General features: G+C 35.4%; 8 protein-coding genes. 3 read left to right on the top strand and 5 right to left on the bottom strand.

Annotation, left to right across the window (positions count from 1 at the left end; translation table 11 throughout):
- Nucleotides 1-100 precede the first annotated feature (100 nt).
- The 5 genes from Q763_RS10890 to Q763_RS10870 form a co-directional block, all read right to left on the bottom strand.
- A complete protein-coding gene (locus tag Q763_RS10890) occupies nucleotides 101-3,190 on the bottom strand; it encodes an efflux RND transporter permease subunit (protein ID WP_035134161.1) in 3,090 nt (1,029 codons plus the stop codon).
- Nucleotides 3,191-3,214: 24 nt separating this feature from the next.
- The gene (locus Q763_RS10885) at nucleotides 3,215-4,309 is read right to left on the bottom strand and encodes an efflux RND transporter periplasmic adaptor subunit (protein ID WP_052123391.1); all 1,095 of its coding nucleotides are present in this window, start codon (nucleotides 4,307-4,309) and stop codon (nucleotides 3,215-3,217) included.
- A 5-nt stretch (nucleotides 4,310-4,314) separates the two neighbouring features.
- Entirely contained in the window at nucleotides 4,315-5,598 is a 1,284-nt protein-coding gene (locus Q763_RS10880; RefSeq protein WP_084596057.1) for a TolC family protein, read from the bottom strand.
- A 95-nt stretch (nucleotides 5,599-5,693) separates the two neighbouring features.
- Nucleotides 5,694-7,052 (bottom strand): HAMP domain-containing sensor histidine kinase, encoded by a 1,359-nt coding sequence (locus Q763_RS10875; protein ID WP_035134158.1) that lies wholly within the window; start codon nucleotides 7,050-7,052, stop codon nucleotides 5,694-5,696.
- A complete protein-coding gene (locus Q763_RS10870) occupies nucleotides 7,053-7,727 on the bottom strand; it encodes a response regulator transcription factor (protein ID WP_035134157.1) in 675 nt (224 codons plus the stop codon).
- Between the two features lie 936 nt (nucleotides 7,728-8,663).
- Here Q763_RS10870 and Q763_RS10865 point away from each other — a divergent pair.
- From Q763_RS10865 to Q763_RS10855, 3 genes are all read left to right on the top strand, one after another.
- Nucleotides 8,664-9,836 carry a thioredoxin family protein gene (locus Q763_RS10865; RefSeq protein ID WP_035134156.1) on the top strand — a complete coding sequence of 391 codons (1,173 nt, stop codon included), beginning with the start codon at nucleotides 8,664-8,666 and terminating at the stop codon, nucleotides 9,834-9,836.
- A gap of 773 nt (nucleotides 9,837-10,609) precedes the next feature.
- Nucleotides 10,610-12,397, top strand: coding sequence for a tetratricopeptide repeat protein (locus Q763_RS10860; RefSeq protein ID WP_035134155.1), 1,788 nt, complete (start codon nucleotides 10,610-10,612; stop codon nucleotides 12,395-12,397).
- Nucleotides 12,398-12,580: 183 nt separating this feature from the next.
- Nucleotides 12,581-18,344 (top strand): choice-of-anchor J domain-containing protein (locus Q763_RS10855; protein ID WP_198133463.1); only part of this gene is annotated, 5,764 nt, incomplete at its 3' end.

Here is an 18,344-nt window from a genome sequence, read left to right as displayed (position 1 = left end):
ACAATATATTGTGAGAATTTTATGGTGTGTTAAGAGTGTTAATATAAAAAAGAATGCCACAATAAAATTGTGGCAGTTCTTCAAAAACAAATTAACCTAACTACAATGGTTTTTTCTTATAACTTAAATAAAATACCTGTGGTAGTACAGTAAGGGAAAGTATCATACAAAACAGTAGTCCGCCCACAATCATAATGGCTAACGGTTTTTGTATTTCAGACCCCATTCCTGTAGACATGGCTGCGGGCAGTAGCCCAAGCGACCCCATTAGTGCAATCATTACAATAGGCCTAATTCTGTCATAAACACCTTCACTAACCGCATCGTTTAAATGCATTTTTTTCCTCATGTTTTCTTTCATTACGGCTATAAGTATAATACTGTTTATGGTGTTTACCCCAAAGAGTATTATAAAGCCAATACCCGCCGAGATTCCAAACACAGTACCGGTAATCCATAAGGAAAGGAAACCTCCAATAAATGCAAACGGTATTGTACTTGTGGCAATAAGAGTATCCTTAAGATTGCCAAAGTTGAAATACAGTAAAAACAAAATAAACAGTAACACTATTGGTACAATTACCGCTAATTGCTTAGAGGCTCTTTCTTTACTCTCAAACTCACCTGCCCACTTAATTGTATTTTCCTTAGGCAGTTTTACCTCTTCTGCAACTTTCTTTTGTGCTTCGGTAATTGTACTGCCTAAATCCCTTCCTTCAATATTAAAGCCTATTGCTATGTATCTGCTGTTACCTTCGCGATAAATAAATGTAGGTCCGGTTTTGTAGTCAATGGTCGCAATTTCCTTTAATGGTACACGCTTACCATCGGTAGCAGGAATAAGTATGTTTTCTATTTTCTCTTTGGTATCCCTGTATTCTTTCTGAAAACGGATCCTGATATCAAACATCTTCTCGTCATCGTAAAAAGTAGAGGCTGCCTGACCGCCAATAGCCATAGCTATTACTGCCTGTGCATCGGCGGTCGTGATGGCATAACGAGCCATCTTCTCATCATGGAGTTGGATGCGGAGTTCCGGCAGCCCAATGTTTTTATAAACATTAATATCTTCTATACCTCTTACATCTTTAATTGATAAGGCTACCTCTTCGGCCATTTTTTCCAGTTCAAAAAGGTCGTCTCCAAATATTTTTATTACCAGCGGACTTTTAACTCCCGCTACATACTCTTCTACATTATCCTGAATAGGCTGGCTAAAACCAAAATTGATTCCCGGATACACTTCGAGTTCTTCCTTAATTTCGGCAATAAGTTCACTTTTAGTTATTTTCCTGTTCCATTCGCCTTCAGGTTTCAGCTCCATGTGGAATTCAATGTTAAAGAAACCGGTAGGGTCGGTACCATCATTAGGTCTTCCCGTTTGGGAGAGTATAAATTTCACCTCCTCAAATTTTGCCAGTCTTTTTTTCATTTCTCCCGTTAGTCTAACCGATTCTTCCAGGTTAATGCTATTAGGTAAAGTTGCCCTTATGTAAATCGCACCTTCGTTAAGTTTAGGGATAAACTCAGAACCGTAAAACATAAAACGTACAAAGCAAACAGTAGAAAGTGCTATGAAACTGTAAATGGTCACTTTACGATACCTGCTGCTCAACTGAAATAAACCAAACAGTTTTTCCCTAAAAAAGCGCGATATTTTGTTCTCCTTTTCCACTATGTTTTTTGTGAGGAGCACTTTACACATGGCCGGTACATAGGTAAGACTTAATATAAGCGAACCTACGAGTGCATAACCCAGTGTAAATGCCAGTGGGGAGAACATTTTCCCTTCCACCTTCTGAAAAGAGAAAATAGGCATAAGGGCAACAATAAGAATAATAAGTGCAAAAAATATGTATGTGGCAACGCTACCAACGCTCTTTTTAATAAGTCCCATTTTAGACATTTTATTAAAACGGTCCATGCCTACTTTATGTGCTTTTTTCTCGAGGGTAACAAATACCTGTTCCACAATAACCAAAGTACCTTCGAGCAAAAGACCAAAGTCTAAGGCGCCCATGGAAATAAGGTTAGCCGGTAGCCCCTGTATACGCAACATTATAATAGCGAAGAGAAATGATAACGGTATTACCGAAGCTACAATTAATGTTGTACGCCAGTTATACAGGAAAATAAAAACTATAAGTGAAACTAATAATACGCCCTCTATAAGATTCTTGCTAACTGTATGTACGGTATGGCTAACCAGTTCTGTACGGTCTATAAATGGTACTATTTGTACGTTAGACGGTAGTACCCTGCTATTAAGTTCGTCTATACGATCTCTTAAACTTTCAATTACATCGGCAGGGTTTTCACCTCTAAGCATAATAACTATGCCTTCAACCACATCGGGATTTTCATCAAGTCCCGCCTGTCCTAATCTTGGTTTTGCCGAAATAGAAACATCGGCCACATGTTTTACCAGCACTGGTGTATTACCAACGGTTTTAATAAGAATGTTTCCTATATCTTCAACCTTATCTATAAGCCCAACACCACGCACCACATAGGCTTGGTCACCACGCTGTATAACATCTCCGCCTACATTAATGTTACTGTTTGAAACAGCTTCAAACACATCTAGTGCTGATAAGTCATAATTATTAAGTTCAGTAGGGTTTATTTTGATCTCGAAGGTTTTTTCCTCACCACCAAAACTTACTACGTTTGCCACACCGGGCACCGAAACCAGTTCGCGTTCAATAACCCAGTCCTGTAAGGCAGTTACCTCTTTTATAGGGAGGTCACTTTTAATTACATACCTGAAAATTTCTCCCGTTGCCCCGGAAGGCGGATCGATCTCTGCCTCACTGCCCTGGGGTAAATCGATGTTGTTCAATCTATTTGAAGCATATTGCTGTGCATAAAAATCATCTACATCCTCATTAAACAATACGGTTACAACCGAAAGCCCGAAAAGTGATATGGAACGTACTTCGGCCTTTTTAGGCACAGTATTCATTGCCTTTGTAATAGGCAGTGTAATAAATTTTTCAACCTCTTCGGCACTACGCCCCGGCCATTGTGTAATGATACGTGCCCTTGTATTGGTTACATCAGGAAATGCTTCGATAGGGGTATGTATATAGCTTATAATCCCTGCACCTAAAAGCACTGCTGTCATAAAAAATACGATAACAGAGTTTTTAAGGGAAAACGCTACTATTTGCTGAACTAATTTTTGCATGTGTAATTTAGTGTTAACCTTGTATTAGTTAGTTGCTTTTAGCTGTTCATAAATAAGAAGGTGGTTTTTAATAATAACTTTTTCTCCCTCACTAACTCCGCTTTCAAAGTATAGAAAGTCTCTGTTTTTTACCGTAGGATTTATTTGTCTTCTTTCTATATGGCAATCGTCTTTATATACCATGATGTAGTTTTGGTTGTTGTCAAAAATCAGGGCTTTGGCACTAACAGCAGCCATTTTGGTATCGTTGTTTTTTTTATTTATAAGTATATCGGCAGTAAGTCCCGGCTTAAGTTTTAAATCAGTATTATCCATTACAATCCTTGCTTTCAGTACATGTTCTTCGGCATCAAAAACCTGAGAAATCACGGTTATTTTTCCGTTGAAGGTTTGTTTAGGGTAGGCGGGTGTAGTTATAGTTACATCCATGCCTTCATGTATATCTTTAAGGTTTGCAGGATATATATTGACCATAACCCATACTTTTGAAAGGTTTGATATGGTAAAAAGTGGAGCATCGTTTGCAGCAATCTGCATACCCGGACTCACATTTTTAGAAACGATATATCCTGTTACCGGAGCCTTTATTTGGAATACTGATTTTTCGTTACTCGCACTGTATAACGAAAGGTTTTGTTCTACATTTTCCAATGAAGATTTTAATACATTCACTTCGCTGTTAGCCTGTACCAATTCGCTTTGTGAAGCTATACCATCGTTAAACATAGATTGTACAGACTGTAGTTGCCTGTTAGCTACCTGTAGTTGTGCCTCTAACGATTTGCGTTCTGCCTGAAGGCTGTTAAGTTCGGTACTTTTAATTTCGGCCAGTACATCTCCTTTTTTTACATAGTCGCCAAGCGAAAAGTAAGTATTGGTAATAAGTCCGCTTACAAGACTTGAAAACTGAACCACATCGTCTGTGTTATAAGTTATATTACCCGTTAGCGAAAGGTTTTCGGCTACAGTTTGATTTTTTACTGTCTGTATTTCTATTTTTCCTTTAAGCTGTGTATTAAGGCAAAAGTTTTCGGTATTACGTTGTGCAGTTTCCTGTTTTTCTGAACAACCGCAAGCCAATACCAAGGTTGTTGCAGCGATTAAAAATGTATGTTTCATAATGATTAGTTTAATTCCTGTCCGCTTGCATAGCGTAGCTCTTCCAAACGTTCGTTAAGCTGTTTTTTTGAAGTAAGTATTATTTCTTTATTTTTAATGTAAGCCTCTACATAATCAAGGTATACAAGCAGGCTGATATTGCGGTCACTAAAGTTTTTAAGATGGCTTTCCAGTATCATATCAAGATCTTTATCATAACCGGTGTCAATACTTTCATAAAGTTGACGCGCATTAGTAAAGTTGCCGTAAGCCTGTACTATTTCTGCCTGAGCGCTTTTAAAGGTCTGTTCTTTAATAAGGATGCTTTTCTCAATAGCGTATTTTGCCGCTTTAATATTCCCTTGGTTTCGGTTAAAAAAAGGAAGGTCTATAGCGAAACCAACACCAAAAAAGTTATTCATGATATTACCGCCTCTGTCATAAGATGCCTGTAATGTAATATCAGGAGTTCGTAAAGCTTTTTCGTAGGCATATTTGTTGTCACTGTATTGTTGAGCCAGTTTGGCAAACTGTAAATCAGGACGGTTATTTTCGGCTTCGTTAATAATATCTGCCAGGTTTAATTCGTCAAGAGGATTAAGGTTAGGGACAAACCCTTCGTTTTCCAGTTTTATATAGCTTTTGGCAGGTAAGTTCATAAGGATTTTCATTTCCTTTTGCAGTGCATTACCCTCAGTGTTCAGTTCGTTTAATTCGTTTAGAAATTCCAGTTCAGATGCTTTTAACCTTACATATTCTGCCTGACTGATATTACCTTTTTTTACCTGTGATGCATAAGCATTAATCAGTTTCCTTACCGATAGTAATTGTTTCTCATAAACACTTTTTTGCTGCTGGTTAAACTGTAACGCGGTAAGATTGTTTCTGAATTCGGTTTTTAGGCTTCGCAGTATCTCTTTGTAGTATTGGGCAGCCATTTGTGCACCTACCTTTTCAATAGCAATAAGTTTTTTTCTTTTACCGGCAGTATATACCAGTTGTTCAAGACTAAGTCCTATTTCCTGATTACGGCCGTAGTTGCCCCATAGCACAGGAAGCTCTTCTGAAGTTGAGTTGCTCCAAAGATTAACTTCACTTACAGACAGGGTAGGGTTAGGCCATACTTTAGCCTGTATAACCTGCGCTTCGGCTATATCAATATTAAGTTTCTCTGCCAGTAGGCTAAGGTTGCTTTGTAAAAAAATCGTTTCGGCATCAACGCGTGTAAGTACTATAGTATCGTTTACACTATTTTGTGCCGATGCTATTATAGTACTAAACAAAACAAAGGATAAAAAAAATCGTTTCAAGGCTTATGTTTTAATATGGGACAAAACTATTGTGCCCATATTAAAACAGTATTTGTGTCTTGTTAGAAAGCTATGAGAATGGTATTAGAAAACGATTAGAGTTTAGGGAAGGTAATTACGGCCTCTGTGCCCTCATGCTCTTTAGAGTTAATTTTAAATGAAACATTGTTTTTTGCAAATAATATGGAAGCAAGGGATAAGCCTATACCGCTTCCCTGTACGTTGCCTACATTACTGCCCCTGTAAAAAGTTTCCCTAATATGGTTAAGGTCGTTTGCATTAATCCCTCTTCCGGAGTCTTTTATTGTTAGTTGTAGTTGGTTGTCACTGTTTAGTAATGTAATCTCTACAGGTTCATTTTCTGAGTATTTCACTGCATTTTCGATAATGTTGTATGCAGCCATACCTATTTCCGATTCGTTACCTTTTACCTTTAACAGTTTTTCGTCTTCTACTTTTAAGGTTATACGCAATTTGGCATTAGCAAATTCTTTCACATTGGAAATTTTATCACTAATATCCCACAGCATTTCATCTGCCCTAAAGGTTTCTTTGCCTACTGTTTCAGCTTTAAGACCGGAAAGAATCATGAGGGTATTTAATATCTGTTCTATTTCATAGACATTATTAAGTACTTTATCTGTCATTTCCTGATACTCTTCGGGAGACCTATCCTTTTGGGCAAATACTTCCAAATGACCTGATATGGATGCAAGAGGTGTTTTAAACTCGTGAGAAATATAATTGATAAAGTTTTTTTGCGTTTTAAAAGTGTTTGATAGTCGTTGTAACAGGTTGTTATAGGTTTCTATCAGTTTTTGTACTTCATCATGTGTATTAACATTCACTATAGTTTCATCCAATGAAGAAGCTTCAATTTCATTAACCTGTTTTATAACTGTATTAATGGGTTTATAGGCAATTTTGGATAGGAATCGGCTTAATATGTAGATAACCAATAAACCTGCCAAAAGAACAATCATCATGATAATCATAAGTTCATGCGTCTGGGCTTTAAAATCCTTGTCGTTTGCTTTTACAAAAACGACAAAGTCTCCCTGATTATCCTGATAAAAAATCCCGAAATAGAAATGGTCCTTTGATTTGAACATAACCTTTCGGTTTTCCCGTGCTTTGTTAAGTATTTGGGGAGTTATGCTGTTGGCACTTAAATTATCACCATAGGCAACATTGTTTTCTTTATTGTAAACACCAACCTCTACATCCTGTATATTTTCGTTATATTGTTCTTTTATCTGTTTGTGCTGGTCTATAGGTAGCTCATCCTTTTCCAGATAGTAAATTGCAGAAAGCAGGCATATACGTTGTAAATCATTAAAGATCCTTTTTTCGGAACTTTGATAAAAAGCGATATATATAATAAAGGCGGCGGTAACAAATACTACCCCAAACGTTAATGAAGAGATTAAGGTAAGCCTGTTTCTTATTTTCATTTAACTGTCTTTAAGCATATAACCTGTACCCACTATAGTTTGGAGTGTTGCAGAGGTAAGATTCATTTTATTTCTAAGGTACGATATATATACATCAACTACGTTGGTATTATTATCATAGTTAATACCCCAAACGTTATTTAGTATTTGTGTGCGTGGCATTACCTTATTTTTGTTTTCTACCAAAAACAGCAGTAGTTTGTATTCTCGGGGGGAAAGATCTATGGTTTTGTTATTTACCAGTACTTTATGCTCATCTGTATTTATGGTTATATCTCCGCATTGGTGTATGTTCTGTTCCTTATCATAGTTAAGTTTAGTGCGCCTTACCAGTGCATTTATCCTTGAGATAAGTTCCTTAAAATGGAAGGGTTTAACCAGGTAGTCATCAGCTCCCGAGTCGAGCGCATTGACTTTATCTTCAGGATCGCCTAAAGCGCTAAGCATTATAATAGGGGTGTTTTTCTTTTTATAGCGTATTAGTTTTACCAATTCGACACCGTCAATATCGGGTAACATTATATCCATTAGTATAATATCCCATTCCGAAGATAAAATATGTTCGCGGGCGTTTACGCCATTATCGCTTAAATGTACATTAAAACCATTTTCCTGCAGGCCTTTTAATACAAAATCGCTAATTCTTTTATCATCTTCTATCAGGAGGATATTCATGTGACTGTAAGTTTTTACAAACTTATTAATTATAAATAAAATCAGGCAAGGTTGTCTGCCAATCAGGGGTAAATTAACTTTATATTTTGTGGATTTGTCCGGAAAATTTTCGAATACCTTTATTGAATATTTGTTAGTACTGGCATGGCTTTCAGAGTAACCTTATTCGGATTTTAAGATGATTTTATGGTGTTTTAAAAACTATTATATTAAGGTAGAGATTTGTTCTGTAGAGTGAACCAAACAGGACAAATTTCAAACCATTTCATGGAATATTTGAAGAGATTAGCCAATTTTCCGTAAGATAAGTTTTTGTTTTAGCGGTTTAGATGTCCTATGGGATTTTAAAGCTGTTTAAATTTTTTTAATTAAAACATGTAAATTTATTGCATCATCATAACAGGAAATTAATTTGTAAATAACAGACAACTTAGAGTCAAACTCATTATTTGAACTGTACAAAGCATTGGGACTGTAATATCTTTTGTTTTTCTTAAAATGTATTTTTGTTATCTCTTTAAGGATAATCTGATTATGTTTTTATCTTTTTGACGGGGTTCTCACCAGTCATTTGTAATACCCACTTTCGCTAACGCATAAAACCCTGCACATATCTTTTACCTTAAAACCAGCTACATTATGTTTTATAAATTCAAATTTGACCTTCTTTGGTGCTGATAAATAATGACTACACTTTATTAAAATATCTCATTCCAATTTAACTTTAGTTCATTTTGTACTTTAATCTTAGCATTATCTAATTTCATTTTATTCTTTTATTTTTTCTCAAACCTATCATCGTCTCGTTAGAAGTCCACTTTTTGGTATGAACTCAAGGTTTTTAGATACACACTTCGGTAGTAAATTTAGCATACCAATTCTAATTGAGTGTAACAGATTCAATTTAAAGCAGTCTTTTAAAATAAAGATTATATTATGAGAAAAAATTTTACAATTGTATCTCTACTACTGTTTTATTTTGTTAACGCTCAAAATTTAGATGTTATTGAACAGGATTATTTAAAAGCCATAGCAATTGCCAAGGAGAAAAATAAAATGATCTTTATTGATTTTTATACCACATGGTGTGCTCCCTGCAAAAAGTTGGATAAACTGGTCTTTCAAAATGATTCCATTCAGGCTATATTGTCGAAAGAGTTTGTTTTATTACGCTATAATGCCGAAGAGGATAAAATATATCATCTCTCCAAAAAACATCATGTATCAAGCTATCCTACTGCCGTCGTACTCAATCGTAACGGGTATATAGTTAATCGTAAATATGGATTTTCGGGAGACGATTTTCTCAGTTTAAGTACAAGTGTTTTAAAATTCACGAATGAAACAACAGTATTAAATTCAGAAAATAGTATAATTAAAGGATATTCAAACCAAATTGATTTGTCAGGCTATCCACAATTTTATATTGATTACATCAATAGAGATAACACAAAGGTGATTAATACACAGGCTTTCAATAATTATTGGGAAGCGGTGGAAAAACCTCTTTCTGAAGAATTTTTCTCAACGATGTTATATTTTGCCGGAGATACCCCTCCTTCTATATCAAATTTAGCTTTGAAGCATAAGCAGAAATATCTCGAACTTTATGGAAAGTTAGATACTGAAATTCTATTTTATTTTTTGTCTGCCGGAAAATTTAATAACGCTATTTTGCATAATAGTCAAAAAGAATTTAATGAGGCAAAAAAATACGCTTATCAAACTTTGACCAAAGAATGGACAGATGATATTATTCCTAATTATGAAGTGAAATTTTTAAAAGCGCAAAACAAGTGGGTTGAAGTGTATAATTTTTATAATGATCTAAAAGAAAAGGGGAAGTTAAGTAACTATGTTATCAATCAGTTTTGTTGGGAAGTTTACGAAAAGTGTGATAACAGAAAAGTTTTAAGTAATTGTATCAGTTGGATGGAAGAATTGACCCAAAAAGATGTAAACTATACCTATTTGGATACCTATGCCTATCTATGTGCGAAATCAGGAGACAAGCAGAAAGCAAAAGAAATAGCAGAATTAGCCATAAGAGTAGGTAAAGAAAATAACGAAAAAACGAAGAGTATGGAAGATTTATTGAAAACGCTTTAATTTGTATTAAAGATTAAATAGGATATAGTACGTTGCCGGACTTAGATTGATCAAGTTTTAAACTATTTTATATGGGGTTTGAAAAAAATGGCGTCCTTTATGTAAAGTAAATCTTTATTTTAATAGTTTAGATTTAAGTGTGGAAATGATTACAAGATAATCAAAGAGATTATAAACTCACTCCCTTCTCCTAATTCACTATTTACATCAATGCTACCTCCCAGGTTGTATAAATTCTTTACTTATAGTGCCTCCCTGTGCCTAAGTGTGTCTCTGTGTGCCATTATTTCGCCAAAAAAAGATTCCGGAGGACAACTTTTAGAGCGAGGTACAAATGGGGTACAAATTTGAGCCAAACATCACCAAATAAAGATAAAGTGGCTAAAAATGAAAAACCAGTTAAATACTGTTTTATAACAATTTAACTGGTTTTGTTTGTATTGTCTTGTGATGTTTTGCGCCTGCTATTTTCCGATGCAAAAATTAGCAAACCTTTATATTATTAAATTTCTGGCTTTCGAGGTACAATAGAGGTACAACTTCTATCCAAATATCAATAAACATCACAAACAAACCATTTGTTTTATATCAGAGATGTGTAGGAACAAAGAGGATCGTTATATTACAAATGTAAGATATTATTTCAATGAGAAAGGGCAAATTTGCTAATTTTTGAATGATTGTACTATAAGCATAGTAAGTAATTGTTTTTATGATTAATTGGGCTTTAACAATGAGAATTTGTTTACTTTGCTTTTCGGAATGAATTATTTATGAAATTACACTTCTTTTTAACTTTTTTTCTGTTTACTTTATTTTTTAGCTGTAAAAAGAATGTTTCCCTGCATAAGGAATCGGATTTATATAATCAGATAAAATCATTTGATTCAATAGCAGCTACTGATAGAGCGAAGGCTAATTTTATTTCTGATAAGGCTTTTGATGAAATAAAAAGAGATACAAGTAACATTTTATTATTAAAAGCATATTACTACAAAACCCGTATTGAAATCATTGAAGGTAATATTGAACAAACAGGTACTTATGCCCAACAAGCACTTGATATTGCTAAAAAGCTTAATGAGGAACAACTGGTTAATCAGTTGTATATAGTACTGGGTAACTATTACGTGCAAAAAAATGAATATTCAAAGGCAGCTACTGTTTATTTAAAAGCTCAAAACTATTTTGAGCAAAAAAATGATATTGAAAATCTCAGTGCTCTATATAATGCGATGGGGATTTTTTATTTTGAAACAGGAGACTTACAAAATTCCCGTAATTATTTTGATAAAACCTATTCTGTATATAATCAAATAGGAAATGTAAGGGGTAAAGGGCTTTATTATGCCAATGTAGGTAATATATATATGATAACCGAAGATTACTCAAAAGCTTTGGAATATCAGGAACGTGCTTTAAAGAATTTTGAAAAAATTAAAGATTCTGTCAGCATGGCAAGCTGTATGATCAATATCAGTAATATTGAAACAAACCAAAAAAACTATGAGAAAGCTTTAGTAGTGCTTAATAAAGCGTTGGATATAGCAGAAAAAGGTGATAACAGCAGATTAAAGGAGAGGATTTTACTGAATTATTCAATTATTTATACTTCAAAGGGAGATTTAGTAAAAGCATCTGATTATGTTAACAGGCATATAGCTTATGCAAAAGAATCGGACTATCCCAAGGGTATTATGGATGGCTATGGACAATTAGCGTTAATTTTAGATAAAAAAGCAGACTTTAAAAACTCAGCTGCTTACTTAAAACGTTACTACAAACTAAAAGACAGTATTTACGGATATGAAGTAAAGCAACGTATTGAGGAGCTCAAATGGAGTAACGAGTTTGAAAAGTCTAAAATGGAAAGTGAACTTTTAAAAAGTAAATATGATATAGAGAAGGAGCGTAGTACATCGTTATTTTTTCTTTCTTTACTGGTTATTTTTACTTCTGTTTTGGTTATTAGTCTTGGGTGGCTTTTATATCGTAATAAGAAGAAAAGCCTTAAGCTAATTGAAATTGATAACGAACGCCTACATGAAAAAATAGAGCTTGAACGTATTAAAACAGAAAAAGAGAAAGCTGAAAATGATTTGTTAAAAGTTAAAGCCGACAGACAGTTACTTGAACTGGAATCTAAGAACAGGGAAATAACTTCTATGAGTCTTCAATTACTGGCAAAAAACAAAATTATGTCACAAATATCTAAAGTGATTGATAAGAAGAAGAAATCTACCGCAGAGATAGAGGCAGAACTCAAATCGATACTTTTTCAAAATCAAAACCAGGAAAAAGACTGGGAACAATTTAAAGAGGTTTTTGAGAATATCCATCCCGGTTTTTATGAAAAACTTAAGGAAAAATATCCTCAACTTACAGCTACAGATTGTAGAATTTGTGCTTACATACGTATACGAATGTCTTTAAATGAAGTAGCTGGATTAATGAATATTTCACTTCAAAGCTTACACACTTCGCGTTACAGGATAAGAAAGAAACTAAAATTAGATACTGATATAAATCTTGATGACTTTATTCTTAATTTTGAGTTATAAAAATGTTGTCTATGAGTATTAATTTGTTATATATTTTTTAAATAATTAATTATCAATTACTTGTGTAAAGTTTAATATTTAATTGTTCAGTATTTGTCTAGGGCATAGTTAACTCTTTTTTTATAGTTTAAGTTTATTTTTGGAATTGTCGTTATGACGTTTAACTATCTAAAAACTTAAACTATGAAAAAAATTACTTTAATGTCTTTAATGTCATTATTGTCGTTTTACATGTTTGGTCAATTACCTCAGGAAGGATTTGAGGGAACATGGCCGCCCGTAGGATGGACAATAACAGACAATGAGATTGGTACTGAATTCTCGTGGGAGCAAAGTCCGTATGGAAGTACCATTCAACCTCCATATGAAGGAGATTATGCAGCCTATATGGTTTCGCAAAATGTAAGTGATGGTACACCTGAAGACTGGTTAATTACCCCTCAGTTCAATGTACCATTAAACCCATTATTACTTTTTTATTCAAAAATGCTGCAAACAGGACCTTCAGGAACTACAGTGAAGGTAATGATTTCTACAGCGGCCGATCCGTCTGACCTTACTAGTTATACACTTCTGGAAGATTGGGCTGATAATGAAATTAATCCAAACAGTGATTATGCCGAAGTATCGGTAGAATTACCTAGTACGACAATTGGACAGGACGTATATATAGCATTTGTAAGATCAGGAGGTACAGATCGCTGGCTAATTGATAATGTAAGTGTCTTTCAGCAGTGTTTAGTTCCTCAAAATCTTATGGTTAGTGATATAACAGCCACTTCTGCTCTTTTAACATGGGACGCAGCGGGTGTTTCTGAATGGGAAGTTGAAGTTGTTGAAGTAAGTCAGACTGCAACAGGTAACGGAGTTACGGTAACTGGTACATCGCAATATTCACCTACTCTTAATCCGGGAACTGCATATAAGTTTTTTGTAAAATCTGTTTGTGATTCAGGTGCTAACGAAAGTGATTGGGCCGGTCCATTTAATTTTAATTCAGTTTCATATGGTTCTACTTGTGAGGACCCTATAGCTATTACACCTTCAGATCTTCCTTATTCTATATCAGGAAATACTATCAATAATGCGAATGGTAACTTTACAGGAACACCCGGTTCCAGTTGTGGTACTACAGTTGTATATCTTAACGGTTATGAAACGATATATTCCTATACTCCGGATGAGGATCAGGTAATATCAATTAATTTGACTAATATTAATATTAGTTATGCAGGATTATTCGTATATGAATCCTGTGATGATATTGGTGTTGAATGTTATGCAGGAGCATATAATGCAGCACCAATGACTGATCTGAATATAACAGATTTAAGCCTTACAGGTGGTAATACTTATTTTATTTTAATTGGTAGGGCGTATGGTCAGTCGGTAGGCTATACTATGAATATTCAGGAAGAAAACTGTCCTAAACCTCAAGGTTTACAGCTTGACAGTATTACTACAGATTCTGTTGCATTTTCCTGGCAAGAGGCAGGTACAGCGACCGGATGGCAATTTGCAGTTCAGCCGAGTGGTTCAGGTTTTCCTTCAGGTAATATAGAAGATTCATCGGTTACCAACGGCAGTCAGGGAGGATTAACCCCTAACACAACGTATGAGATTTATGTAAGGTCTGAATGTGGTGCCGGTTCCGGGGTATACAGTAGTTGGCTTGGACCTGTAAACTTTAATACCGCATGCGTTAGTTTTAATGTTCCGTTCTTTGAAGGGTTTAATTCTGATTCAGCATCGGAGTCCTGCTGGACAGTGGTAAATGCCAATGGTGATAATCTTACATGGAACCTTAATACTACCTACTTCATGTACGAAGGTAATCAGGCCGCTTCACTGCAAAAACAATGGAATTCGGTTAATAATGACGACTGGTTAATTAGTCCTAGTGTAGAGCTTAACGGGAATCAAAGGCTACGCTATCAGTCCAGAGTAGTTTCGGCAACTTATCCTACAGAAATGGAGATACTCCTCTCCTCATCAGGAACTGCTTTACCTTCTTTTACTACAGAATTATTGCCACAACAAACAATAGCTAACAATGTTTATCAGGAAAAAATAATATATCTTGATGATTATACCGGAGCTGTAAATATTGCTTTTCACGTTCCTAACGTAGATACAAGTTCATGGACCCTGTTTCTTGATAGTATTGTAATAGAGGATATACCGGCTTGCCCTGATCCTGTTGATTTATCAGCTTCGGATATAACTGATACCACAGCTTCTTTAAGCTGGACACCGGGTTATCAGGAAACTCAATGGGAAATTGTAGTACAGGAACAGGATGGAGGAGAACCAACAGGAGATGGAATTTTAATTGATGATAGTACATATCTGGCAGAAGATCTTGTTGCAGCTACTTATTACGAATATTATGTAAGAGCCCATTGTTCTGATACTGATGATAGTAACTGGGTAGGACCCTTTGTTTTCAACACAATGGTTTGTAATCCGGTTAATATGTGTAATTACACATTTGATATTTTGGCTACATCAGGATCAGGTACTTTCTCAAAAATATATGTACATCAAAACAATATATTAGTAGGTACGATTAACGCATTTGGCTTGAATAATACCGGTACTGTTGCTTTGTGTCCGGATGTTCCTTTTACAGTAACATGGAGTACTACTTACTGGAACATTTATACTCAGGAGGTTACTATAACAAATCCGTTTGATGAAGTAGTTTACAACTGGGTGAAAGATGTTACTCCTATTGATACCCCTTTCTTTGAAGGCTTCCCTGTATGTACTTTGGAACTTTGTCCGAAACCGCAATTGGTTCAGCTTACAGATCAGCAACAAACAACTTTAACTATAGATTGGCTTGAACTTGCAGATGCTACTCAGTGGGAAATATATGTTGTTGAAGAAGGGGAGGATGCTCCAACCGAAGACAGTGAAGGTATTATAGTTGATGAACACCCATATACTGTTGAAGATTTAAATCCGGGGACACTATATTCTGTCTATGTAAGATCGGTTTGTGGAGGAGAGAACGGTAATAGTACCTGGGCAGCCGAACAGGTATATTCTACACTAATATCTAATGACAACTGCGATACCGCTATAGTGTTACCGGTAAGTGAATCAGGATATTGTGATTCACCCTATCATGCCACATTAAACCTGGCAACAGCTTCATCTCAGGGAAGTACATGTAGTGATGCATCGTTTGCAAACGATGATGTATGGTTTGAGTTTACTGCTACATCAGCATCACAAATTATGTATATCAGTAACAGGGAAGGGAATAACCTAAACCTTACCAAGGTAGTATATTCGGGTGATTGTAGTGATCTTCAGGAGGTTGAATGTATAATTGGAGAGCCAAGTACAGATCCGTTATTTAACTTTAATGTTGGTATTAATAATAACGATATCCTTTTGGAAGGTCTAACAGTAGGGGAGACTTATAAAATAAGAGTATTCTCAAACGCTGCTACAGCAAGTAATACAAGGTTTGATATTTGTATAGCCACTCCGGTCAATCCTATTTTAATAGATCAGGACACTTATACGGCCGAAGAACTTGTTACCAATGTTTTTGCGAGTGATAACTGTGCACAAATAACCAATGTAAATACCTCTACAGGTACAAACTATGGTGCGCCTCACAATGGTATAGGTTACTTTACTCAAGGTTCATCAAACTTCCCTTTTGAAGGAGGAATTATCCTTTCTACAGGTAAGGCAGAAACTGCAACAGGACCAAAAGTAACTACACAATCGTATAATTTTTATGATCAGGTAAATAATACCGAGGCTTGGTTAGGAGACCAGGATTTACTGGATTACATGATTGCTTCTGGGGTTGATGATAACATTGTTAACTATTATGATGCTACTTTAATTGAATTTGATTTTATGCCATTTGGTAATGAATTAAACTTCAACTTCCTTTTTGCTTCAGAAGATTATGGTAGATTCCAGTGTGAATGGGCAGATGCCTTTGCATTCCTTCTTACAGATGAGGATGGAAATACAACAAATCTTGCGGTAGTTCCTAATACAACTACTCCAATATCTGTAGTAACAGTAAGGGATCAGCAGTATAATGTAGATTGTGATTCTCAAAATCCTGAATATTTTGAAAGGGTTTATGATGGTTTTAGAGGTGATTCAAGATATGGTAGTAATAATAATTTCTATGGTAATACAGTACCGTTATCAGTAAATGCAACTGTAGAGCCGGGGCATCAGTATCATATTAAAATGGTTATTGCCGAAAAGAATGACGGTAATTTTGATTCAGCTATTTTCCTTGATGGTAGTAGTTTTGATACCGGAGCATTAAGCCTGGGTGACGATTTATTGGTAAGCACTAACAATGCCCTTTGTTATGATACAACTACAGTACTTGACACTCATTTGGATGAAGAATATTTTGATTTTGAATGGAGTAAAGATGGTGATGTTATTGATGGTGCAACAGGAGCTAGTTATACAGTAACAGAATCCGGTGATTATAGCGTTACGGCTATATACACAGCTTCAGGATGTACTACTTCAGCAGCTATAACGGTAGAATATTATAATAATGAGGTTAATGCACCTCAGGATATCCAAGCTTGTTCGTTAACAAATGAGGGAGTTTTCGATCTAACTCAAAATGATGAGATAGTACTTGAAAATGCTGATGTCGCAGATTATGAAATTAGCTACTATACTACAGAGGAAGATGCCAATACTGGAGACGACTTAACAGCTATTCAGGATGCTGTAAACTATACATCTATAGCTACTACAGTTTATGTGCGTGCTTATAATACTGTTACGGGATGTGTAATGGTATATCCTTTTGAACTTACCGTATTACCAAATGTAACTGCTGTAATTGAATTCTCGTATGCAGATACTATTTGTGCTATAGGCGATGCTGAAGTATTTCCTGCATTAGCTGAAGGATTCCAAACAGGAGGTTCATTTATATCAAATGATGCCGGACTGGTAATTGATGCTGAAAATGGTACTATTGATGTTACAAACTCTCAGGCAGGAAGTTACGAAGTGAGTTATACGCTGGCTTCTTTTGACTGTACAGCAGGTGGAACTTATACAGTAACGGTTGTTATTTATGCACCTGATACACCAGTAACAGAATTTAATTATGCTGATGCATGTGTTTTCTCTGAAAATATCCTTCCTGTTTTAGCAGAAGGATTTACTACAGGTGGTATTTTTAGCTCTAATGAACTTACTGTAGATGCCCAAACAGGTGAGGTATCTCTTGAAAATGTAGCTCCAGGTATTTATAATGTTGAATATACTGTAAATGCGAACACTACTGACTGTATTGCAGAAGGAAGTTATACTACTCAAATTATAATTACAGATCTTATTGCTCCACAAATTGGATTTGAATATGAAAGTCCGTATTGTGCAGATAATGGTGAAATTTTACCATTACTTTCAGAAGGATTTGCTCAGGGAGGATTATTTACTTCAGAAGCTGGCCTGGCTCTTGATCCTGAAAACGGTTCAATAGATGTTGAGGCTACACAGTCAGGAACTTATACTGTTACTTATGAGTATGTGAACCCTGATACCTGCGAACTTGGAACCAGTGAGACAGAGGTATCAATCCTGCCAGCTGTAGTTGCAGATGTACAACAAGGCTGTGATAATAATGTTTATGTATTAAGTATTAGTGATGTTAATGGCTCTTTTGACATAGCTGATTCAGAGATAAACTGGACAGGTCCGGAAGGATTCGTTGCCTTTGATGCTTCTGTAGAAATTATAGCAGAAGGAACTTACACGGTTGAAGTAATTACTGCTCAGGGATGTGTTTTAACACAAACTGTTGAAGTTAATGCTACAGCATGTCTTATTCCTCGTGGTATCTCTCCAAACGGCGATACAATGAACGACAGCTTCGACCTTACCGGATTTGGAGTAACCAAAATAAGCATCTTTAACCGTTATG

Source organism: Flavobacterium beibuense F44-8 (assembly GCF_000769915.1).
In the GTDB taxonomy this organism is placed as follows: domain Bacteria; phylum Bacteroidota; class Bacteroidia; order Flavobacteriales; family Flavobacteriaceae; genus Flavobacterium; species Flavobacterium beibuense.
This window is presented reverse-complemented; position numbering and strand designations above follow the sequence as displayed.